This is a genomic window from Leucobacter salsicius M1-8, from assembly GCF_000350525.1.
Lineage (GTDB): Bacteria > Actinomycetota > Actinomycetes > Actinomycetales > Microbacteriaceae > Leucobacter > Leucobacter salsicius.
This window is the reverse complement of the sequence record NZ_AOCN01000004.1, coordinates 13,852-34,325: the sequence shown is the minus strand read 5'-3', so window position 1 is coordinate 34,325 and position 20,474 is coordinate 13,852. Positions and strand designations below refer to the sequence as shown.

Genomic DNA, 20,474 nt, shown 5'->3' with positions numbered 1-20,474 from the left:
GTTACCCGTGTCGAAGTCCAAGTCTCGCAAGTCACGCTCACCGCAGCAGCGCTCGGCCCAGCAGCGCTCGCCGCAGCCGCCCACGCAGCCACGCTTGGCGCGCGGCTACGTGCGACTCGAACTGTGGCGGATGGCGCTTCCGATCTTGTGGCTCGGCATGGTCGCGGCGATCTCGTTCATCGAGGCGCCGCTGAAGTTCCAAGCTGAGGGCATCACCATTCCTCTGGGGCTCGGAATTGGACGACTCGTGTTCGCGGCGCTTAATGTCGCCGAGGGTATCCTCCTATTTGCGCTGACGATCGTGTCGTTCTGGCCGGTTGCGCACCGTATCGAAGGGCGCAGGCTCGCCGCATGGGCGGCCGTTGCGGCCGTGTTCGTCTTGAAGGTGGTGTTTGTGCGGCCCCCACTTAACGCCCGCACCGACCTTGTACTGCAGGGTGCTGACCCTGGCGAATCCGTCTGGCACTACGTCTACATCGCCTGCGACGTTGCCTCGATGGCGCTGCTCATTGTGGTGGCGGTCATGGCGGCACGCGCGCTACTCGCATCGGTACTAGAGAAGTAACTGGCCTAAAAGCGATGGCTAGAGGGGGAATAGTCATCGCTCTTAGGTTGGGGAAATCGTACTAAAAAACGGGACTGCATACGGGCGCCAGATGTCGCATAAAACAAACACTGTTCCGGCAGCGAGCTGTGAGATTGTGCTGACGCTGGTTGACCGCGGAGCCCCCTCACAGGTCGGCGGCAGCAGGATACGAAATACTCGAATCACTGCGCCGGCGCGGCCGGCGGCACTCCACCCAGTTAGGAACACTCTCACGTGAAACTCTCCCGCGCACTTCTGCCCGCGGCGCTCGCCGGGGCGCTGCTGATCACCGGATGTTCGGCTGGGGGTGGCGCAGTGTCGAAGGACGCCGCTGGCAAAGAATGCCTGGCCCCGGGTGACGCAAGCAAGGCGCTGAAGGTTGAGGGTGAGGTCGGTGTCGACGCCAAGATCACCTCGAAGACGCCCGTAGCGGCCAAGGCGCTCGAGCGTTCGGTTCTCAAGGAGGGCGAGGGCAAGATTGCCGAGAAGGGCCAGACCATGAACGTTGCGATGACAATGTTCAACGGCGCTGACGGCTCGGCTATTCAGCAGGCCCCCGCAAGTGACGTGCCGCTCGACGGCGAGCTGCTTGCGCCCTGGGCGTACGAGGGACTGCGCTGCGCGCTGCCCGGTGAAGAAGTGACCGTAGTAGCACCCTTCGAGGAGTTCTTTGGTGCAGACACCGACCCGGCCGCAACCGGTGTCGAGGGCATCACGAAGAAGGACTCGATCGTCGTCGTGATGCAGGTCGGCAAGATTTCTGACGCCACGGCACCCGCTGGTGAGCCGGGAACGCTCGAGCTCGACAAGCTGCTGGATAAGGCTGAGGGCAAGGCGAAGGCCGCCCCCGAGGGCTTCCCGACCGTGAAGCTCGCCAAGAACGGTGAGCCCACGATCACGATGCCCAAGGGAGCGAAGGCACCCGACAAGCTCGAGGTCGCGACCATCATTGAGGGTGAAGGCGAAGAGGTCAAGCCCGGCGATCGCGTGTACGTCAACTACCGTGGCGTGATCTGGCGCACGGGCGAGGAATTCGACTCGAGCTGGAGCCGTGGCGAGCCCGCGAACTTCCTCACCACCCAGGTGATCGGCGGATTCCAGAAGGCACTGGAGGGCCAGAAGGTCGGCTCACAGATCATCTCAGTCGTGCCCGCTGAAGACGGCGGCTACGGCGCGGCCGGTCTGGAGCAGCAGGGTCACAAGCCCGACGACGTGATGGTGTTCGTGCTTGATATTCTCGGCACGGTCCACGCCGAGTAATCAGTCGCATCCTGTCCGCCCCGTGCCCGGCTTCACTGAACTGCCCAGCCCGGGGCGGTTTGCGTATGCGCGAGTGAGCGCACGGCCCGATCCGGCACAATGGAGGCATGAAGCGCGTCATCATCTTGGGATCCACCGGTTCAATCGGCGAGCAGGCGCTCGACGTCATTCGTGCGAACCCCGAAAAGTTTCAGGTCGCCGGACTCATCGCTGGCAGCAACGCGGCCCGCGTTGCTGAGCAGGCCGAGGAGTTTAACGTCGAGCACACGGGCCTCGGCGCACAGGAAGCCGTCACGCTCATCGAAGACGTCGAGGCCGATGTGGTACTCAACGGCATTACCGGATCGGTGGGCCTCGCCCCCACTATCGCCGCGCTCAAGTCGGGTCGCACGCTGGCCCTCGCGAACAAGGAATCCCTGATCGTGGGAGGCGACCTCGTGCGCGATCTCGCGCAGCCGGGACAGATTGTGCCCGTCGACTCCGAACACTCGGCCATTGCGCAGGCGCTGCGATCGGGCAGCGCGGGCGAGGTGCGCAGGCTCGTGCTCACCGCGTCGGGCGGGCCATTCCGCGGCCGCAGCCGCGCCGAGCTCGCGAGTGTCACACCCGCGCAGGCGCTTGCGCACCCCACCTGGGACATGGGCCGCGTCGTCACCACGAACTCCGCCACGCTCGTCAATAAAGGCCTCGAGGTCATCGAAGCGCACCTGCTGTTCAACGTTTCCTACGGCGACATCGACGTTGTGGTGCACCCGCAGTCGATCGTGCACTCCATGGTCGAGTTCATCGACGGGTCGACGATCGCGCAGGCCTCGCCGCCCGACATGCGGCTGCCCATCGCCCTCGGCCTCACCTGGCCCGAGCGCCTCGGCGGCGTCGGCAGGCCTCTCGACTGGACCCGTGCAACCTCTTGGGAATTTGAGCCGCTCGATTCAGCAGCCTTTCCCGCGGTCGACGTGGCGAAGCAGGTGGGGCGCGCCCGCAAAACGTTCCCGGCCGTGTTTAACGCCGCGAACGAGGAGGCCGTCGACGCCTTCCATGAGGGGCGCATCCCGTTCACCGGCATCGTGGACACCGTGCGCGAGGTGCTCGAAGCACACGAGGCGCCGGCCGACCTGACACTCGACACGCTCGCGGAGGCGGAACGCTGGGCTCGTGAGCGGGCCGAGAAGGTGATCGCGGGCCACGCCCGCTAAGCTGCGCGGGCATCCCCCCGCTAGGGTGCGTGGGCCACACCCCAGGTAATTCTGCGCGAGCTTGCGAGTCGCAGAATCCAGCCGTCTCCCCGAGACTCCACAGCGCGGGCCAGTAATCTAAACCCGTGATAAACGTGCTGCTCTACGTGCTGGGGATCCTGATCGTTCTCGTCGGTCTCGGTGTATCCATCGGGCTGCACGAGATCGGGCACCTCGTGCCCGCCAAGCTGTTCGGCGTCAAGGTGACGCAGTACATGGTGGGCTTCGGCAAGACCCTGTGGTCGCGTAAGAAGGGCGAGACCGAGTACGGGGTCAAAATGATTCCGCTCGGCGGCTACGTCGCCATGACGGGGATGTACCCGCCCAACAAGCCGGGGGAGGCGCCGCGTGCCTCGACCACGGGGTTCTTGAACTCGGTCGTCGAGGAGAGCGCTCACGCCACACGCGGTGAAGCCGTGGCCGCAGACGAACAGCGCAAGCAGGAGTCCCGTCGAGGTATCGCGGGCCTTGTTGACGAGGCCCGGCTCGCGAGCGCAGAAACCATCGCCGAGGGCGAAGACCACCGCACCTTCTACCGGCTTCCGGTATGGAAAAAGGTCATCATCATGCTCGGTGGCCCGTTCATGAACCTCGTGCTCGCGTTTGTGTTCTTTGCGATCGTGTTTGTGGGTTTTGGGGTGCCGCAGTTCTCGACGACACTGGGACAGGTGAGCGAGTGCCTCATTCCCGCCTCGAGCAGCGCGACGTCCTGTTCCGCTGAGGACCCCGCGGCACCCGCCGCTGCGGCGGGGCTGCAGCCCGGCGACAAAATGATTGCCGTGGACGGCACCGAGATCACGAGCTGGGATCAGTTTCGTGACACGGTGAGTGCCGCTCCGGGAACCCCGCTCGCCGTAGTCATCGAGCGTGACGGCGTGCAGGAGATCGTGGAGCTCACCCCCGAACCTAACGAGCGCGCCGTGGCCAACGAAAACGGTCAAGCGGTGAAGGGCGCAGACGGCACCTATCTCACCGAGACCGTCGGCATGATCGGGGCGACGCCCGCGAGCGAGCAAGTGCGCCAGCCCATCACCGAGGTGCCCGCCTACGTCGGGCAAAACATCGAGCAGGTGGTTGGCATCGTCGTGCGCCTGCCCGAGCGCATGGTGGACGTGTGGAACGCCGCGTTTGGTACCGAAGCGCGCGATCCGAACGGACCCATCAGCGTGGTCGGAGTGGGCCGCATCGCGGGCGAGGTCGCAAGCGCCAGCGAGATCGACGTGGCAGCGCGCGCGCAGACGCTGTTTGGGCTGCTCGGCTCGCTCAATGTCGCACTGTTCGTGTTCAACCTCGTGCCGCTCATGCCGCTCGACGGCGGCCACGTCGTGGGCGCGCTGCACGAGGGGGCGAAGCGCCGCCTCGCCAAGCTGTTTGGCAAGCCCGACCCGGGCCCCGTTGACACCGCGAAAATGGTGCCCGTGACGTTTGCGGTCGTCGTGGTGCTCGGGGCGATGAGCATTCTGCTCGTCTACGCGGATCTCGTGAAACCGGTCTCACTGTTCGGCTAGCGGGATCCGGCGCGATCCGGCGCGGAGCACACCCGAGCCAGCCGGCTGCGCGCGCCACTGGGCGCGCACGCAGCTGGCGTGGCTAGAATCTTCTTCGTGGCTGCAATTAATCTCGGAATGCCGAAGGTCCCTGAAGTTCTCGCACCTCGGAGGAAGACCCGCAAGATCAAGGTGGGCTCCGTCATGGTCGGCGGTGACGCTCCCGTGTCGGTGCAGTCGATGACTACGACTCCCACGACCGACATCAACTCGACCCTGCAGCAGATCGCTGAGCTGACGGCATCAGGCTGCGACATTGTGCGCGTTGCCTGCCCCAGCCGCGACGATGCAGAGGCGCTGCCGATCATCGCGATGAAGAGCCAGATTCCGGTCATCGCTGACATTCACTTCCAGCCGAACTACGTGTACGCCGCGATCGATGCTGGCTGCGCCGCGGTGCGTGTGAACCCCGGCAATATTCGCAAGTTCGACGACCAGGTGGGCGAGATCGCCAGGCGCGCGAAGGCCGCTGGCACCTCAATTCGTATTGGCGTGAATGCCGGATCGCTTGACCCGCGCCTGCTGCAGAAGTACGGCAAGGCGACCCCCGAAGCGCTCGTGGAGAGCGCGATCTGGGAGGCTTCGCTGTTCGAAGAACACGACTTCCACGACTTCAAGATTTCGGTGAAGCACAACGACCCCATCGTGATGGTGAAGGCGTACCGCATGCTCTCCGAGCGTGGCGACTGGCCGCTGCACCTCGGCGTGACCGAGGCAGGCCCGGCGTTCCAGGGCACGATCAAGAGCGCGACCGCGTTCGGCATCCTGCTCTCGGAGGGCATCGGCGACACGATTCGCGTCTCGCTGTCGGCGCCCCCGGTGGAAGAGGTCAAGGTCGGCCTGCAGATTCTGCAGTCGCTCAACCTGCGGGAGCGCAAGCTCGAGATCGTGTCGTGCCCCTCGTGCGGCCGTGCCCAGGTCGACGTATACACGCTTGCCGAAGAGGTCACGAAGGGCCTCGAAGGCATGAGCGTGCCGCTGCGCGTCGCCGTCATGGGGTGCGTTGTGAACGGCCCCGGCGAGGCGCGCGAAGCCGACCTCGGTGTTGCCTCAGGTAACGGCAAGGGCCAGATCTTCGTCAAGGGAGAGGTCATCAAGACCGTGCCCGAGTCAGAGATCGTTGCCACGCTCATCGAGGAGGCCAACCGGATCGCCGCCGAGATCGGTCACAAGACCGAGTCGGGCGCCCCCGAGGTGTTCACGGGCTAATCGCTCGAGACGATTTTTTGAACGCGGCGGGCCGACGGCTCGCCGCGTTCTCGTCTCTCCGGGGTGTGGCCCCGGCCAGGCCTAGACTGGGGGCGTGACGAAGCCTCAGGATCCCCAGTCCAGCGCGACGACACTGCGTGAGCAGCTCGACGCGATCATCACCGAGCACGGGGCTGGTCAACAGCGCGGTCTCGTACGGCGCATTCTGGAGACCGGTATCGGACTGGGGGCCGATGGCACTTCGCGGTTGAATCTGAAGATAACTGCCGCCGCGGTGGAGGAAATGCGGGCCGCGTTCAGACTGTTCGCGCCCTTCACCGACACCCCCAAAGTGACGGTGTTTGGATCGGCGCGCACGCAGCCGCACGATCCGCTGTGGCTCAAGACCGAGGACGTGGCGAAGCAGCTCGCCGAGCGCGGCTGGATGGTAGTGACGGGGGCGGGCCCGGGCATCATGGAGGCTGCCGCCAGCGGCGCAGGCGACGGCCAGTCGCTGGGCGTCTCGATCCGGCTACCCTTCGAGGAGCCCCTTGAGATACCCGACGACTCGATAGAGGCTCACCGCGTCGTCATGAAGTACTTCTTCACCCGCAAGCTCATGCTGGTGAAGGAGTCACGCGGCTTTGTCTGCCTGCCCGGAGGGTTCGGCACGATGGACGAGGCGTTTGAGCTGCTCACGCTGCAGCAGACGGGCAAGATGGAGCCCGTGCCGATCGTGTTTCTCGATCGCCCCGGCGGCAGCTACTGGAAGCACCTCGCGGGCTTCATCACCGAGGAGCTCGCGGGCGGCGGCTACATCGCCATCAACGATCTTGACCGTGTGCTCATCACGGACTCGGCCAAGGCTGCGACCGCCGAAATTGTCGGTTTCTGGCGCAACTACGACTCGCTGCGCTGGGTGGGGGACTCGCTCGTTGTTCGGCTCAAGGCTGTGCCCAGTGCCGCCGAGATCGAGCAACTCAACGAGAACTTCGCAGGACTACTGGACTCGGGCCGGATCGAGGCCACCGGGCCGCTCGATGCTGAGGTCGCCGATCGGGACCAGCTCGATCTGCCGCGGATTGTGTTCACCCCGCGCCGCCGCGCGGTCGGCGAGCTGCACCGACTGATCCGGGCACTCAACCAGCTCGACAGCGCGCCGCAGTAACCACAGGCTGGTCACGCCGGTCAACGCGTCGCGCCTCTCAATAGTTGTGTTGGGGCCAAATCTGGGGGATATGGTGCGCCATTACCCCCAGATTTGGCCCCAACGGCGTGAGACGCGGCCTACGCACCGACGTAGGCGGCGAGGTGCTGCGCCGTGAGCGTTGACCCGTCGGCGATGAGCGCCGCGGGCGTCCCCTCGAACACGATGGTGCCGCCCTCGTGGCCGGCGCCCGGGCCGAGATCGATGATCCAGTCGGCGTGCGCCATGACGGCCTGATGGTGCTCGATCACGATGACGCTCTTGCCTGCATCGACGAGCCGGTCGAGGAGCCCGAGTAACTGCTCGACATCGGCGAGGTGCAGCCCGGTCGTCGGCTCGTCGAGCACGTACACGTCGGCGTCCTCGAGCATGTGGATCGCAAGCTTGAGGCGCTGCCGCTCGCCGCCCGACAGCGTCGACAGCGGCTGGCCGAGCTTGATGTAGCCGATCCCCACGTCCACGAGCTTGGCGAGGATCTTCGCGGCCTTGGGCACCTTCGACTCGGCCCGGGTGAAGAACTCGTGCGCGTCGCTCATGGACAGGTCGAGCACCTCGGCGATGTTCTTGCCGCCCAGCGTGTACTCGAGCACCGCCGCGTCGAAGCGCTGGCCGTCGCACACGGGACACACGCTCTCCATCGTCGCCATCATGCCGAGGTCGGTGTAGATGATGCCCGCGCCCTTGCACTCGGGGCAGGCACCCTCGGAGTTCGCGCTGAAGAGTGCGGGCTTCACCCCGTTGGCCTTCGCGAACGCGGTGCGTACCGGGTCGAGCAGTCCCGTATAGGTGGCCGGATTTGAGCGGCGCGAGCCCTTGATTGCTCCCTGGTCGACCGTCACCACCCCCTCACGGCCCGACACCGAGCTGCGAATCAGCGAGCTCTTGCCTGAGCCCGCGACGCCCGTGAACACGCACAGCACTCCCAGCGGCACGTCGACGTCGATGTTCTTGAGGTTGTTTTCGGTCGCCCCGCGTACCTCGATCTGGCCGGTTGCCGATCGCACGGATTCCTTCACCCGGGCGCGGTCGTCGAGGTGGATGCCCGTGAGTGTGCCCGACGCGCGCAGCTCCTCGACCGTGCCTTCGAAGCAGATCTCGCCGCCGTGGCTGCCAGCTCGCGGCCCGAGATCAACGACGTGGTCGGCGATCTCGATCATCTCGGGCTTGTGTTCCACCACGAGCACCGTGTTGCCTTTGTCGCGCAGTTTGAGCAGCAGCTGATTCATGCGCTGAATGTCATGCGGGTGCAGCCCAATGGACGGCTCATCGAACACGTAGGTCGCGTCGGTGAGGGCCGAGCCCAGGTGCCGAATCATCTTGGTGCGCTGCGATTCGCCGCCCGAGAGCGTTCCGGTGGGGCGGTCGAGGCTGAGATACCCAAGCCCGATCTGTACGAATGAATCGAGGGTCTCAGTGAGCTTGAGCGTCAGCGGCGCAAGCCCCGGATCATCGACCTGGCGCACCCACTCGGCCAGGTCACTGATCTGCATTGCGCAGACATCGGCGATCGACTTGCCAGCGATGAGGGAGGAACGGGCCGAGTCGTTGAGGCGCGTGCCGCCACAGGCGGGGCACGCGTGAAACACGATGGCGCGGTCTACGAAGGCGCGAATGTGGGGCTGCATCGCGTCACGATCTTTTGACAGCATCGACTTTTGAATGCGCGGAATAAGTCCCTCGTAAGTGACATTCACGCCGTCGGCCTTCACCTTGACCGGCTCCTTGTAGAGCAGATCGTGCAGCTGGTCCTCGGTGAAGTCCTTGATGGGGGTGTCCATCGGCAGCATCGCGCCGAACACGCGGCCGTACCAACCGTCCATGCTGTAGCCGGGCACGGTGAGCGCGCCATCGTTCAGCGATTTCGAGGCGTCGTACAGCTCGTCGAGGGCGAAGTCGCTGACGCTCCCGCGCCCCTCGCACTTCGCGCACATGCCGCCGAGTACCTCGAAGCTGCGCCGCTCTTTCACCTGCTTGCCGCCCTTCTCCAGGGTGACGGCGCCCGCGCCGCTGATCGACGCAACGTTAAAGGAGAACGCCTGCGGGCCGCCGATGTGCGGCGCCCCGAGGCGCGAAAACATGATCCGGAGCATCGCATTTACGTCGGTGGCCGTGCCGACCGTCGAGCGTGGGTTCGCGCCCATGCGCTCCTGGTCGACGATGATCGCGGTCGTGAGGCCCTCGAGCACATCGGCGTCGGGGCGTGCTTGCTGCGGCATGAAGCCCTGCACAAAGGTGCTGTAGGTCTCGTTGATGAGCCGTTGAGACTCGGCCGCAATCGTGCTGAACACGAGCGAGCTCTTGCCCGAGCCCGAGACCCCGGTGAACGCGGTGAGACGGCGCTTGGGTAGGTCGATGTCGACGCTCTTGAGGTTGTGCTCGCGGGCGCCCCGCACGCGAATGATGGTGTGGTCGTCGGCCGGGTGAACGGGCTGTGCAGCGGTCATATCGAAAGCGTAACGCCTGCCACTGACGTTGAGCAGGCTTCTCGGCCAACGGGCGGCTAGCGGCGTGTCAGACGACAACCGTATGCTGGGCGGGTGGTCACTGCACCCCCAATCAAGCTCACCGTGAAGCCCTGGCCGGCCATCGCTGCCTTGCTCACGGTGCTGGCCGCGCCCGCATTCTTCGTGTTCGAGGACGTGTTTGCCGGGGTGCTGCTGCTCGTGCTGGGGCTCGCGGCGGCGGGTTACTCGGACCGCGGCGGCTGCGGGGCAGCCTGCTCGCTGCCGCTCACGCGCGACGAACGAAGGCTGTGGGCCGGCCGCGACAGCGCGCCGAGACCGCCCTCGTTACTGCGCGATCTGTCGCTGATCGCGCTGGGCTTGGGCATTATCAGACTCATCCCGCTTGCGGCTCAGCTCGACAACTGGGCGATGGTGCGCTTCACGCTGGCGCTCGGGGGTGCGGTGTTTGTGCCGTATCTCGTCTCGCGCTTCATCTACCGCGACCGCGCGACCGGGTTCCCGTGGCGCGGCGGCGGCCGCTGGGGCCGACTGCACTGGACCTGGCTCGTCGCGGTCATCGTCCTTGCCTGGCTGCTGCTGCCCGTCTACTTCATGGGCTCCGGTGTCTACCAAAACTGGCCCGCCGTCGATTCTCCCGAGCAGATCGCCCGGCTCTTTGTCGGCGTCGGTGCCGTCGGCATCTGGGACGAACTGTTCTTCATCTGCACCGTGTTCGCGGCGCTGCTGCGCCACTTTCCGATGTGGGCCGCCAATATCCTGCAGGCAATCGTGTTTGTGTCGTTCCTCTGGGAGCTCGGCTACCGCTCCTGGGGGCCGCTGCTCACGATCCCGTTCGCGCTCGTGCAGGGGTATATCTTTGTGCGCACCAGGTCCCTCGCGTACGTCGTCACGGTGCATCTCATCTTCGATGCGATCGTGTTCGCGGTGCTCGTACACGCGCACAATCCCGCCATGTTCGACTGGTTTCCGCTCGCCGGATAGCCCGCGAGCCGAGATCGGCCGCGGTAGGTTGCTGATCCGGATCCGGAGCAGCCGTCGTGCTGGGAGGGTGCCGCGCTAGCCCGCGAGCAGCGCGGCGAGGCGGCGCACCGCGAACTCGTAGCCCTGCACGCCGCAGCCCACGATCACGCACTCGGCGATGTCTGAGACGTAGGAGTGATGCCTGAAGGGCTCGCGCGCGTGCACGTTCGAGATGTGCACCTCGGCGACCGGCAGCGCGACGCCGGTGAGCGCGTCGCGGATCGCGACCGAGGTGTGCGTGAACGCGCCGGGGTTGATGATGATTGCGGCGCAGTCCTCGCGGGCGGCGTGGATCGCGTCGATGAGCACGCCCTCGTGGTTGCTCTGCACGCTGCGCGTCTCGAAGCTGAACTCCTTGGCGGTGCGTGCCACGAGCGACTCGACGTCGGCGAGGGTGCCAGCACCGTAGATCTCGGGTTCGCGCGTGCCGAGCAGGTTCAGATTGGGGCCGTTCACCAGCAGGATGCGTCTCGTCATGGCGCCCTCTCGTCGTTGCAACACGTCGTCGCGATGGATCGTTCACCCCATCGTAGCGGCGACACACGGGTCACTAGGGTACCGTTGTCTGGTGACTGAAGAGCAGCCCCGCCCCCAGAAGACGCACGACCCGTTGACCTTTCGCGACAAGCCGGTGTCCTTTGTACGCCGCGGCGGTCGCATGACCGAGTCGCAGGACCGTGCCTGGGCTGACGACAACGGCCAGTACCTGTTGCCGATTGAGCACGGCCCGGCGACGGCGAGCCTCGGCGAGGGGCAGACCGGAAACCCGGTCGAGCTGTTCGGGCGTGAGGCACCCCTGACTGTTGAAATCGGATCGGGACAGGGGCACGCGATTGTTCACGCGTGCGCCACGCACCCCGAACGTGATTACCTCGCAGTTGAGGTCTTCCAGGGTGGTCTCGCCCGTACGATTCTGGGCGCGCGCGAGGCAGGGGTGACAAACCTCAAGCTCGCCGAGGTGAACGCCCCCGAGCTGCTCGAGAAGTACCTGCCGGCCGGTTCGGTCGACGAGATCTGGGTGTTTTTCCCGGATCCCTGGCACAAGGCCCGGCACAACAAGCGTCGCCTCATCAGCCCCGACTTTGCGCGCATCGCGCACCGGGCGCTCGTTCCGGGTGGTACGCTGCGCCTGGCGACCGACTGGCAGGAATACGCCGACCAGATGCGCGAGGTACTCGACGAGGCGCCCGAGTTCACGCGTGCTTTTGAGGGGGAATGGGCGCCCCGGTACGAGGGCCGCGTCATGACCGCCTTCGAGCGCAAGGGCCTCGACAAGGGGCGCGACATTCGTGATCTGACGTACACGCGGGTGTAGCGGCCGCTGACGTTACAGATGCCCCAGTTGGTTTGCTATAGAGAGCTCTTGAGCACCCCAACTGGGGCATTTGTAGGGGCAGCTTCGATGAACAGGCCCGCCGTGTACGTCGTCCACAGGCGACGCGAAGTGGGCATCATTGGTGAGAACCTAAAGCGATTGTGGATAACTCGTTCTGTGGTGAAACGCCAACCTAACGTCTAGGCATGCGACGGCTCACCCCACTCAACGCCCCTGGACTCGAAGCGGCGGTCGTGCATGTGCGCGAGCTGCGGCAGGCCGGGGTGAAGGATTGGCGCATGAATGCAGGCGACCTCGAAACACCGATGCGCGGCACCCGTGCCAGGCCGGGCCTCGACGGCAATAGCTTTGAGGCACGTGCAAAGGCCGTTCAGCTCCTCATCGGAGAAGGTCGATTCATCTCGCGTTTGAGTGCTGCGACGTTACTTCTTGTTCCGGTGCCCAAGAGAAACGACTTGATTGACGTGGGGGCGGTGCGACCCCATAAGCCTCCTCGAAGATTGGGAGTAGCGGGGCACCAGATTCAGCCTGGTGTGCTGAGCCGGGTGCCCGTGGCACCACACTGGTTACCCGCCCCTGAAGACGCCTGGGCTCTGCTCGGCGCGGTCTGCCGTGTAGAGGATCTGGTCGTCGCGGGCGACCATCTGATCTCAACGACTCGTAAGTCCCGTGGCCCGGGCTGTTCGTTTGAAGATCTCGTTGACGCGTCGATACGGTTTGGCCGGTGTCAGGGGGTAGGAAACCTGAAAGCCGCGCTGCCCCAGGTGCGACACGGGGTGGCCTCGCCGCCAGAAACGATGGTGCGACTGCGTATTGTGAAGGCGGGGTTCGAAGAGCCTGTCACCAATTGCTTAGTGCCGACCTACGGGCGTGTGCTTCATGCCGACTTGGGATACCCGCAGTGGCGCATAGCCATCGAGTATGACGGGGCGTATCACTTTGAACATGGCCCAGCGCAGATGAAGTTTGACAACGAACGCTGCGAACGAATGATCGATGCCGGGTGGACAGTGCTGCGGCTCACCTCCCTCGACCTGAAGTCGCCTGCCGGGTTTCTGCGGCGGCTCGCCCGCGCCATTGAACGGGCGAAGCAACCCAAGTAAGCCCGCTTGGAAAACTCGGATGGTGTGCCGCCTGTCACCGCACATGGAACGGCCCGACTCAGATGCCCTAGTTTGTTTGCTTTTGAGTGTTCTAAATCACACAAACTGGGGCATCTGTGGCGCCGCCTACGGTGTGGCTCGGGCGGAGGTAAGCGTGCGTCACACTTCTGAGCTGTAGGGGAGCGGCAGGAGTACGGTGGAAGTATGAGCGACGACGAGGAAGCCCAAGGGTCGGAACGACCCGAACAACCCAGTACGTCGCCGCTCAGCAGCATCCCACCGCACCGCGTCATCGAGCCGAGCGTGCTCTACGTCGGTACCCCCGCCTATCTCGTCGCGACCCAGAACCCCGACGGCACCGCCAACCTCGCGCCCGCCTCGAGCCACTTCGCGCTCGGCCGCATCATCGTACTCGGGCTCGAGGAGGGTGGGCAGTCGCTCGACAACGTGCGGCGGCTCGGCGAGCTCACCGTGAACTTCCCGTCCGCCAATCAGTGGCAGCACGTCGAACGGCTCGCGGGCGTCACTGGTAAGGACCCCGTTCCGGACGAGAAGTTCGGGTATGAGTTCGAGCCACACAAGTTTGAGCGCGCCGGGCTCACTCCAGCGCCATCAGACCTGGTCGACGTGCCGCGGGTGGCAGAAGCTCCGATACAGCTTGAGGCCCGGGTGCTGCGCATCACCGATGGTGCACACTCCGAAGGCGCCGCGCACAACTACGGCATCGTTGAGGCCGAGGTGGTGCGGGTGCACGCGGCCGAAGACATCACGGTTCCCGGCACCAATCATCTCGACCCCGAGGCGTGGCACCCGCTGATCTACGCTTACCGCCACTTCTTCGACCGCGGCCCCGAGGTCGGATGGACCCGCAAGAGTCCCGTCGCCCGGGTTCCAGCGGCCATTGACCGGTGGGAACTCAGTGGCGGCATCTGGCGCGTGCTCAGCGTTTCCGACGACCACGCTGTTATCGAGCTGCGCCGCTGCGATGGTGGCGAGACCGCCGAACTCGCCACGCTCACCGATCCGCACGAGCTGCGCTGGGCCCGCGTGCAGCTCGCGGCGGCGGAACAACACCCGGCTTCGCCCCAGCTCACGTAGTTCAGAGGAGAACACATGACTCACCAGGACTCCCAGACAGCAGGGCCCGTCGCCAACACTGCGTGGGCCGAAGCGCTCGGGTTCACGGTCCCTATCGTCTGCGCGCCCATGGGCGGGGCCGCCGGCGGTCAGCTCGCTGCCGCGGTGTCCCTTGCGGGCGGCCTCGGCATGATCGGCATGGGAAGCGCCGGATCGACTGCCGCGCTCGAACGCGAACTCGCGGCATTTGAACGTGCGATCGCCGACGACCTCGCGGCGCGGGCACCGGATCCGGCGCACCGGCACGAGAGCGCGGCTCAGGCCGGCGCGGGGAGGCACCACACACATGAACCTCGCGCACGTGATCCGCGAGACAGTGCGCCCTTCGGCATCGGAATGGTCGACTGGGGTATAGCGAAGCACCCCGACATGTTCGAGCGGGCGCTCGCCGCAAAGCCCACCCTCATCTCGGTCAGCTTTGGCAACTGGAAACGTGGCGGCCCGGCACCCGCGTGGATCGAGCAGGCGCGAGCCATCGGCGTGCACACGATCACGCAGGTCGCGACCGTTGACGAAGCGCGGGCCGCCGCCGATGCTGGTATCGACGCCCTCGTCGCGCGCGGGCTCGAGGGCGGCGGCCACGGCGACCACGCCGAACCGCTCGCCCGCCTGCTCGACGACGTGCTCACCACGGTCGAAATTCCGGTGCTCGCCGCCGGAGCCGTGAGCACCTCGGCAGACGTGCGACGCCTACTCAACGCGGGGGCGGCCGCAGCCTGGGCCGGCACGTCGTTCGCGGCGTGCGAGGAATCACTCACGCCACCCGCAGCGCGGGCCGCGATGATTGCGGCGCGCGGATCCGGCACCCTCGTGAGTCGTGTCTACGACGTCGCGCTCGAGCGGCCGTGGCCAGCGAGATTCCCCGAACGCCTCATCCCGACCCCGTTCATCTCCGAGTGGCAGGGGCGCGAGGACGAACTCGCCGCGAACGAGGCGGCCAAGCGGGAGTTTCGGGCCGCGTGCGAGGCGGGGGACTTCACCGTCGTACCGGTTGACGCCGGGCAGGGAGTCGACCACGTGACCCGGGTGCGGCCCGCGCGCGAGGTGCTGCGGGAGCTCGCGGGCCGCTAGCCGCCCGCATCATCGCCCAGACGCTACCGCCCGAAGAAGCCGCGCAGCAGCGCTGTCGACCCCTCGACGTGCTCCATCATGGCCGCTGCCGCGACTTCGGGCCGCCCCGCCAGAATCGCCCCGACGATCGCCGTGTGCTGGTCGTCGGAGTGCGCGAGGTTGGGGCGCAGCATCGGAATCTCGTCGAGCAGGGCGTTGACCCGCGTGCGCAGGCTCGCGATCGCGGGGACGAGCGATCCGGATCCCGAGAGCTCCGCGATGATCAGATGCAGCCTGGAATCGAGCCTGCGGTGATCGGCGTCTGATGCGGCGCGGCAGGCGTCGAGCGCGTGCGACAGCGAGGCACGCTCGTCAGCGGTGAGGTTGCGCGCCGCCGCCTCGCGCGCCGCCCCTACCTCGAGCACGCGCCGCAACACAGCCGTGTCCTCGATCTCGGCAATGAGCTCGCGGGGGCTGGGCACGGGGCCGGGGGCATCGCGCACGGTGGCTCCGGCTCCGGCTCCGGCTCCGTCACCGGTCTCGGCACCAACGCCCGCGCCCGCGCCCCCGGTCCCGACCCCGACCGCGGGCAGCTCGGCCGACACGAACGTGCCCCCGTAGCGCCCGCGCCGCGACTCCACGTACCCCGCCTCGGCGAGCGTGGACAGCGCCTCGCGCACCGTGTCGCGGCTCACCTTGAGCATCGCCGCAAGGTCGCGCTCGGCGGGCAGCCGCTCACCCGGGGCAATCAGCCCCAACCGCACCGACTGCAACAGCCGCTCCATCGTCTCCTCGTACGCGTTCGCAGGTCGCGAGCTGCGCACGAGCAGCTCAAAGCCCTCGGCGGGCGGCGGGGTCACAGTCGTCATAGCGAACGACAGCCTACATCGGTGTCGTGTAGGCGCTGGTCAGGCCGCCATCGACCAGGAACGTCGACGCCGTGATAAACGACGCGTCGTCGCTCGCGAGGAACGCGACCGAGGCCGCGAGCTCCTCGGGGCGGGCGAAGCGACCCACAGGAATGTGCACGAGGCGCCGCGCGGCACGCTCCGGATCCTTGGCGAACAGCTCCTGCAACAGCGGGGTGTTGACGGGCCCGGGGCAGAGCGCGTTCACGCGAATGCCCTGGCGCGCGAACTGCACGCCCAGCTCGCGGCTCATCGCGAGCACGCCGCCCTTCGACGCCGTGTACGAGATCTGCGAGGTCGCAGATCCCATGATCGCAACAAACGATGCGGTGTTGATGATTGATCCGGATCCCTGCTTCGTCATGTGACGCAGCGCCGCACGGGAGCACAGGTAGACGCTCTTCAGATTCACGTCCTGCACTTTCTCCCACGCGGGGAGCTCGGTGATTTCGATCGAATCGTCGTCGTCGGGGGAGATGCCCGCGTTATTGAACGCGATGTCGACCGAGCCATACTCGCGGGCGGCGGTGTCAAATAGATTGTTGACCTGGGCCTCGTCGGTGACGTTGACCTGCACGAAGAGGCCGCCGACGGCGTCGGCCGCGGCCTGGCCGCTCGTTAGATCCATGTCGCCGATGACGATGCGGGCGCCCTCGGCGCGCATGCGCTTCGCGGTCGCGAGGCCGATGCCGCTGCCGCCGCCCGTGATGACGGCGACCTTGCCTGCGAGGCGCTGGGTGAGATCGATGGGGGTGATGTCGCTCATGGTGTGGTCTTTCTACTGGAGGGGTCAGCGCTATTCGGCGGAGAAAAAAACGTTTTTGGTTTCGGTGAAGTGCTCGGCGGCATCGGGGCCGAGTTCGCGGCCGAGGCCCGACTGCTTGAACCCGCCAAACGGCGTGGAGTACCTCACTGACGAGTGCGAGTTCACCGACAGGTTGCCGCCCTCGACGCCGCGGGCGACGCGGATGCCGCGGCCGAGGTCACGGGTCCAGATCGAGCCCGAGAGCCCGAAATCGCTGCTGTTCGCGAGCCGGATCGCGTCTTCCTCATCCTCGAACGGCAGCACGGCGACGACGGGGCCGAAGACCTCCTCAGTGGCGATGCGGCTGTCGCGCTCGGGGGTCACGACGGTGGGCGCAAACCAGGAGCCGGGGCCCTCGGGGGCGCTGCCCGTGAACGCGACGGGCACGTCGTCGGTGAGATACGACTGCACCGACTCCTTGTGTGCCTGGGTGACGAGCGGCCCCACCTCGGTGTCGTCGAGTAGCGGGTCGCCAACCTTGACGCCCTGCACCGCGGTCTCGAAGCGCTCCATGAACTTGTCGTAGACGCTGCGTTCCACGAGCAGGCGGCTGCGGGCGCAGCAGTCCTGGCCCGCGTTGTCGAACACGGAGTAGGGGGCGGTGGCCGCCGCTTGCTCGAGGTCGGCGTCGGCGAACACGATGTTGGCGCTCTTGCCCCCGAGCTCGAGGGTGACGCGCTTCACCTGTTCGGCGCAGCCACTCATGATGCGCTTGCCGACGCCGGTCGAGCCGGTGAATACGATTTTGCGCACGCTCGGGTTCGTGACGAAGCGCTCGCCTACAACGGAGCCTCGGCCCGGCAGCACCTGGAACAGGCCATGGGGCAGCCCCGCTTCGAGCGCAAGTTCGCCGAGGCGGATGCTCGTGAGTGGAGTCCACTCGGCCGGCTTCAGCACGACGGCGTTGCCCGCGGCGAGCGCGGGGGCGAAGCCCCACGAGGCGATCGTCATGGGAAAATTCCACGGCGTGATGATGCCGACGACGCCGAGCGGTTCGTGGAAGGTGACGTTCATTCCGCCAGCCACCGGGATCTGCTGTCCGATGAGGCGTTCGGGGCTCGCTGAGTAGTACTCGAGCACATCGCGTACGTGCCCGGCCTCCCACCTGGACTGGGTGATCGGGTGACCCGAGTTTTGGGTCTCGAGCTGGGCGAGCCGCTCGGTGTCGCTGTCGACGGCGTCGGCGAAGCGGCGTAGCGCGCGCGCCCGGTCGACGGGGGCGACGTTCGCCCACGCCTCCTGGGCGGTGACGGCGCGGGCGATGGCGGCGTCGGTGTCGTGTTCGTCGAGGTGCGCGACCTCGGTGACGGCCTCGCCCGTGGCGGGATTGATGACGGTATAGCTCACGGTAGTTCCTTTCGAGCTGCGTACTCTTGAGCGGCGGCCACGAGGCCCTCGAATAGTCGGCGATCCTCGGGGTGCTCCTCGGGGTGCCACTGCACGGCGAGCCCGAAGGGCACCGTGGGCAGCTCGACCGATTCGACGATGCCGTCGGACGTGCGACTGGTGACGACGAGACCCTCACCGATCTCCCCGAGCCCCTGGTGGTGGTACAGCGGCGCTGTGGCCTGCAGCGCATTGCCGTAGACCTCGGCGATGCGGGTACCCGGCTCGACCTCGACCTCGATGGGGTTGAACCGAGCAGCGCCGAGTTGGTAGCGGTCGTCACCCACCACGTCGGGCAGGTGCTGCAGTAGCGTGCCGCCCAGCTCAACGTTGAGGATCTGCGCGCCGCGGCAGATGCCGAGAAACGGGATCTTCGCTTCGATGGCGGCCTGCACGAGCTCGCCCTCGAATGTGTCACGGTCGTCGCGCGGGGCGCCGGTCTTCTCGTGCGCTGCTTCGCCGTATGCGGCGGGGTTGATGTCGGCGCCTCCCGAGAAGATGATGCCGTCGAGCGACGCGATGATCGCGCGTGCGGTGTCGGCCGACACAGGCTGGGGCGGAAGCACGAAGGCGATGCCGCCGACGCTCGTCACCGCGTCGAGATACACCTGGGGGAGGAAGGACGCCCGCACATCCCACACCCCGGTCTGGGCCTGCTCGAGGTAGCTGGTGATGCCAATGCGCGGCGGGCGCTCGCCGCCGGGCGCGCTCCGTTCAGAGTCGTTCAAAGCCACGCACCCGCTCCCAGTCCGTCACGGCGGCATCGTACGCGGCAACCTCCACGCGCGCCGCATGCACATAGTGTTCGACGACCTCGTCTCCGAACACCTCGCGGGCGAGCACCGACGCCTCGAACAGGTCGGCGGCCTCGCGCAGGGTCGTCGGCACACGGTGGATATCGCTCGTGTAGGCGTTGCCGGTGAGCGCTTCGCCGGGGTCGAGCTCATTCTCGATGCCGTGGAGCCCTGAGGCGAGCATGCCCGCGACGGCGAGGTACTGGTTCACGTCGCCGCCGGGCACACGGTTCTCGACGCGCATCCCGCCGCCGTGGCCGACGACGCGCAGCGCGCACGACCGGTTGTCGTGGCCCCAGGCCACCGCGGTGGGCGCGAAGCTGCCGTCGACGAAGCGCTTGTATGAGTTAATGTTGGGGGCATAGAGCAGCGTGAATTCGCGCATCGCCCGCATCTGGCCCGCAATGAAGTGGCGAAACATCTGCGACATGCCGTCTGCGGCCGAATCGTCGGCGAATACCATCTCGCCGGTCACCGAACGCAGGCTCGCGTGCACGTGGCAGCTGTTGCCCTCGCGCTCGTTGAACTTCGCCATGAACGTGATCGACTTGCCGTGCTTGTCGGCGATCTCCTTCGACCCGCTCTTGTAGATCGAGTGGTTATCGCAGGTGGGCAGCGCCTCGGCGTATCGAAACGCGATCTCTTGCTGACCGAGGTTGCACTCACCCTTGACGCCCTCGCAGTACATGCCGGCACCGTCCATGGAGTTGCGAATGTCGCGCAACAGCGGCTCGAGGCGCGTCGAGGCGTGCAGCGCGTAGTCGGTGTTGTAGTCGCTCGCGGGGGTCAGATCCTTGTAGCCCGACTGCCATGCCGAGCGGTAGTCGTCGTCGAAGACCAAGAACTCGAGCTCGGTCGCGACGTGGGCGACGAGCCCCCGCTCCCGCAGCCGTTCCATCTGTCGGCGCAGAATCTGACGGGGCGACACCTCGATCAGCGAGTGATCGCTCGCGAGTGTGAGATCGGCAATCACGAGCGCGGTCGCGGTCTGCCACGGCAGTACGCGCAGCGTGGAAAGATCCGGCACCATCGCCATATCGCCGTAGCCGCGCTCCCAGCTCGTGAGCGCGTAGCCGTCGACCGTGTTGAGTTCGACATCGACGGTGAGCAGATAGTTGCAGCACTCGGCGCCGTGATCCATCACGTCTTCGAGGAACAGCCGGGCCGAGACACGCTTGCCCACGAGGCGGCCCTGCATGTCGGTGAACCCAACGATGACGGTGTCGATGCGGCCCTCGGCGACTTCCTGTCGCAGCATATCGGGCGTTAGATGCCCGTCAGGTCTGTTCGAGTCAGTCATGTGTTGTCCTTCGTCTCATCGTTGAGGGGAGGCTTGCGCCACCCGTAAAGGTTGGTGTGTGGGCCATTCAATCACACGACGCGCGATAATCCAGCCACAAATTTGCGACAAAGGTAGTTGCAAACCACCATTACGTGGGTAAGCTCA

The 20,474-nt window shown here is 66.2% G+C and carries 18 protein-coding genes; 11 read left to right on the top strand and 7 right to left on the bottom strand.

Annotated elements, in window-relative coordinates; genetic code table 11:
• Positions 1-7 precede the first annotated feature (7 nt).
• From C795_RS0100750 to C795_RS0100725, 6 genes are all read left to right on the top strand, one after another.
• A complete protein-coding gene (locus C795_RS0100750; protein ID WP_017791848.1) occupies positions 8-565 on the top strand; it encodes a hypothetical protein in 558 nt (185 codons plus the stop codon).
• A gap of 255 nt (positions 566-820) precedes the next feature.
• On the top strand, positions 821-1,846 hold the full coding sequence (locus tag C795_RS0100745) for an FKBP-type peptidyl-prolyl cis-trans isomerase (protein ID WP_017791847.1): 1,026 nt from the start codon (positions 821-823) through the stop codon (positions 1,844-1,846).
• A 107-nt stretch (positions 1,847-1,953) separates the two neighbouring features.
• On the top strand, positions 1,954-3,042 hold the full coding sequence (gene dxr, locus C795_RS0100740) for a 1-deoxy-D-xylulose-5-phosphate reductoisomerase (RefSeq protein ID WP_017791846.1): 1,089 nt from the start codon (positions 1,954-1,956) through the stop codon (positions 3,040-3,042).
• Between the two features lie 125 nt (positions 3,043-3,167).
• The gene (locus C795_RS0100735) at positions 3,168-4,589 is read left to right on the top strand and encodes a M50 family metallopeptidase (protein ID WP_198008401.1); all 1,422 of its coding nucleotides are present in this window, start codon (positions 3,168-3,170) and stop codon (positions 4,587-4,589) included.
• A gap of 117 nt (positions 4,590-4,706) precedes the next feature.
• Positions 4,707-5,837, top strand: a complete 1,131-nt coding sequence (ispG, locus tag C795_RS0100730; RefSeq protein ID WP_026139342.1) for a flavodoxin-dependent (E)-4-hydroxy-3-methylbut-2-enyl-diphosphate synthase — start codon at positions 4,707-4,709, stop codon at positions 5,835-5,837.
• A 94-nt stretch (positions 5,838-5,931) separates the two neighbouring features.
• Positions 5,932-6,984, top strand: a complete 1,053-nt coding sequence (locus C795_RS0100725; RefSeq protein ID WP_017791843.1) for an LOG family protein — start codon at positions 5,932-5,934, stop codon at positions 6,982-6,984.
• A gap of 119 nt (positions 6,985-7,103) precedes the next feature.
• Here the strand turns inward: C795_RS0100725 and C795_RS0100720 are convergent, their stop codons facing one another.
• Entirely contained in the window at positions 7,104-9,467 is a 2,364-nt protein-coding gene (locus C795_RS0100720; protein WP_017791842.1) for an ATP-binding cassette domain-containing protein, read from the bottom strand.
• A 93-nt stretch (positions 9,468-9,560) separates the two neighbouring features.
• Here C795_RS0100720 and C795_RS0100715 point away from each other — a divergent pair, with 93 nt between their 5' ends.
• Complete coding sequence (locus tag C795_RS0100715; RefSeq protein WP_017791841.1) at positions 9,561-10,469, top strand: CPBP family glutamic-type intramembrane protease; 909 nt, start codon at positions 9,561-9,563, stop codon at positions 10,467-10,469.
• 75 nt (positions 10,470-10,544) lie between these two features.
• Here C795_RS0100715 and aroQ read toward each other — a convergent pair whose 3' ends face one another.
• Entirely contained in the window at positions 10,545-10,985 is a 441-nt protein-coding gene (gene aroQ / locus C795_RS0100710) for a type II 3-dehydroquinate dehydratase (protein ID WP_017791840.1), read from the bottom strand.
• Positions 10,986-11,076: 91 nt separating this feature from the next.
• Between aroQ and trmB the strand changes: the two genes are divergently transcribed.
• From trmB to C795_RS0100690, 4 genes are all read left to right on the top strand, one after another.
• Positions 11,077-11,823 carry a tRNA (guanosine(46)-N7)-methyltransferase TrmB gene (gene trmB, locus C795_RS0100705; RefSeq protein WP_017791839.1) on the top strand — a complete coding sequence of 249 codons (747 nt, stop codon included), beginning with the start codon at positions 11,077-11,079 and terminating at the stop codon, positions 11,821-11,823.
• A 206-nt stretch (positions 11,824-12,029) separates the two neighbouring features.
• Positions 12,030-12,947: an endonuclease domain-containing protein gene (locus C795_RS0100700; protein ID WP_083879083.1), complete on the top strand. Its 918-nt coding sequence runs from the start codon at positions 12,030-12,032 to the stop codon at positions 12,945-12,947.
• A 204-nt stretch (positions 12,948-13,151) separates the two neighbouring features.
• A complete protein-coding gene (locus C795_RS14695) occupies positions 13,152-14,045 on the top strand; it encodes a flavin reductase family protein (protein WP_017791837.1) in 894 nt (297 codons plus the stop codon).
• Positions 14,046-14,060: 15 nt separating this feature from the next.
• Complete coding sequence (locus C795_RS0100690; RefSeq protein WP_017791836.1) at positions 14,061-15,155, top strand: NAD(P)H-dependent flavin oxidoreductase; 1,095 nt, start codon at positions 14,061-14,063, stop codon at positions 15,153-15,155.
• A 23-nt stretch (positions 15,156-15,178) separates the two neighbouring features.
• Here C795_RS0100690 and C795_RS0100685 read toward each other — a convergent pair whose 3' ends face one another.
• From C795_RS0100685 to C795_RS0100665, 5 genes are read right to left on the bottom strand one after another with little or no spacing between them, the layout of a single operon-like run.
• The gene (locus C795_RS0100685; RefSeq protein ID WP_017791835.1) at positions 15,179-16,003 is read right to left on the bottom strand and encodes a FadR/GntR family transcriptional regulator; all 825 of its coding nucleotides are present in this window, start codon (positions 16,001-16,003) and stop codon (positions 15,179-15,181) included.
• Positions 16,004-16,016: 13 nt separating this feature from the next.
• Positions 16,017-16,808 (bottom strand): 3-oxoacyl-ACP reductase, encoded by a 792-nt coding sequence (locus C795_RS0100680; protein WP_017791834.1) that lies wholly within the window; start codon positions 16,806-16,808, stop codon positions 16,017-16,019.
• A gap of 30 nt (positions 16,809-16,838) precedes the next feature.
• Positions 16,839-18,194 carry an aldehyde dehydrogenase family protein gene (locus C795_RS0100675; RefSeq protein WP_017791833.1) on the bottom strand — a complete coding sequence of 452 codons (1,356 nt, stop codon included), beginning with the start codon at positions 18,192-18,194 and terminating at the stop codon, positions 16,839-16,841.
• Entirely contained in the window at positions 18,191-18,967 is a 777-nt protein-coding gene (locus C795_RS0100670) for a gamma-glutamyl-gamma-aminobutyrate hydrolase family protein (protein ID WP_017791832.1), read from the bottom strand. Before C795_RS0100670 ends, C795_RS0100675 begins: the two co-directional genes overlap by 4 nt.
• The gene (locus tag C795_RS0100665) at positions 18,948-20,327 is read right to left on the bottom strand and encodes a glutamine synthetase family protein (protein ID WP_026139337.1); all 1,380 of its coding nucleotides are present in this window, start codon (positions 20,325-20,327) and stop codon (positions 18,948-18,950) included. The genes C795_RS0100670 and C795_RS0100665 overlap by 20 nt, the downstream gene beginning before the upstream one ends.
• Positions 20,328-20,474 lie beyond the last annotated feature (147 nt).

What these genes read in the sequence shown, in the direction of transcription:
- ispG (WP_026139342.1), top strand. Translation starts at nt 4,707, where the DNA reads ATGCCGAAGGTCCCTGAAGTTCTCGCACCTCGGAGGAAGACCCGCAAG.
- C795_RS14695 (WP_017791837.1), top strand. Translation starts at nt 13,152, where the DNA reads ATGAGCGACGACGAGGAAGCCCAAGGGTCGGAACGACCCGAACAACCC.
- dxr (WP_017791846.1), top strand. Translation starts at nt 1,954, where the DNA reads ATGAAGCGCGTCATCATCTTGGGATCCACCGGTTCAATCGGCGAGCAG.
- C795_RS0100680 (WP_017791834.1), bottom strand. Translation starts at nt 16,808, where the DNA reads ATGAGCGACATCACCCCCATCGATCTCACCCAGCGCCTCGCAGGCAAG.
- C795_RS0100685 (WP_017791835.1), bottom strand. Translation starts at nt 16,003, where the DNA reads ATGACGACTGTGACCCCGCCGCCCGCCGAGGGCTTTGAGCTGCTCGTG.
- C795_RS0100665 (WP_026139337.1), bottom strand. Translation starts at nt 20,327, where the DNA reads ATGACTGACTCGAACAGACCTGACGGGCATCTAACGCCCGATATGCTG.
- C795_RS0100690 (WP_017791836.1), top strand. Translation starts at nt 14,061, where the DNA reads ATGACTCACCAGGACTCCCAGACAGCAGGGCCCGTCGCCAACACTGCG.
- C795_RS0100720 (WP_017791842.1), bottom strand. Translation starts at nt 9,467, where the DNA reads ATGACCGCTGCACAGCCCGTTCACCCGGCCGACGACCACACCATCATT.
- C795_RS0100700 (WP_083879083.1), top strand. Translation starts at nt 12,030, where the DNA reads ATGCGACGGCTCACCCCACTCAACGCCCCTGGACTCGAAGCGGCGGTC.
- aroQ (WP_017791840.1), bottom strand. Translation starts at nt 10,985, where the DNA reads ATGACGAGACGCATCCTGCTGGTGAACGGCCCCAATCTGAACCTGCTC.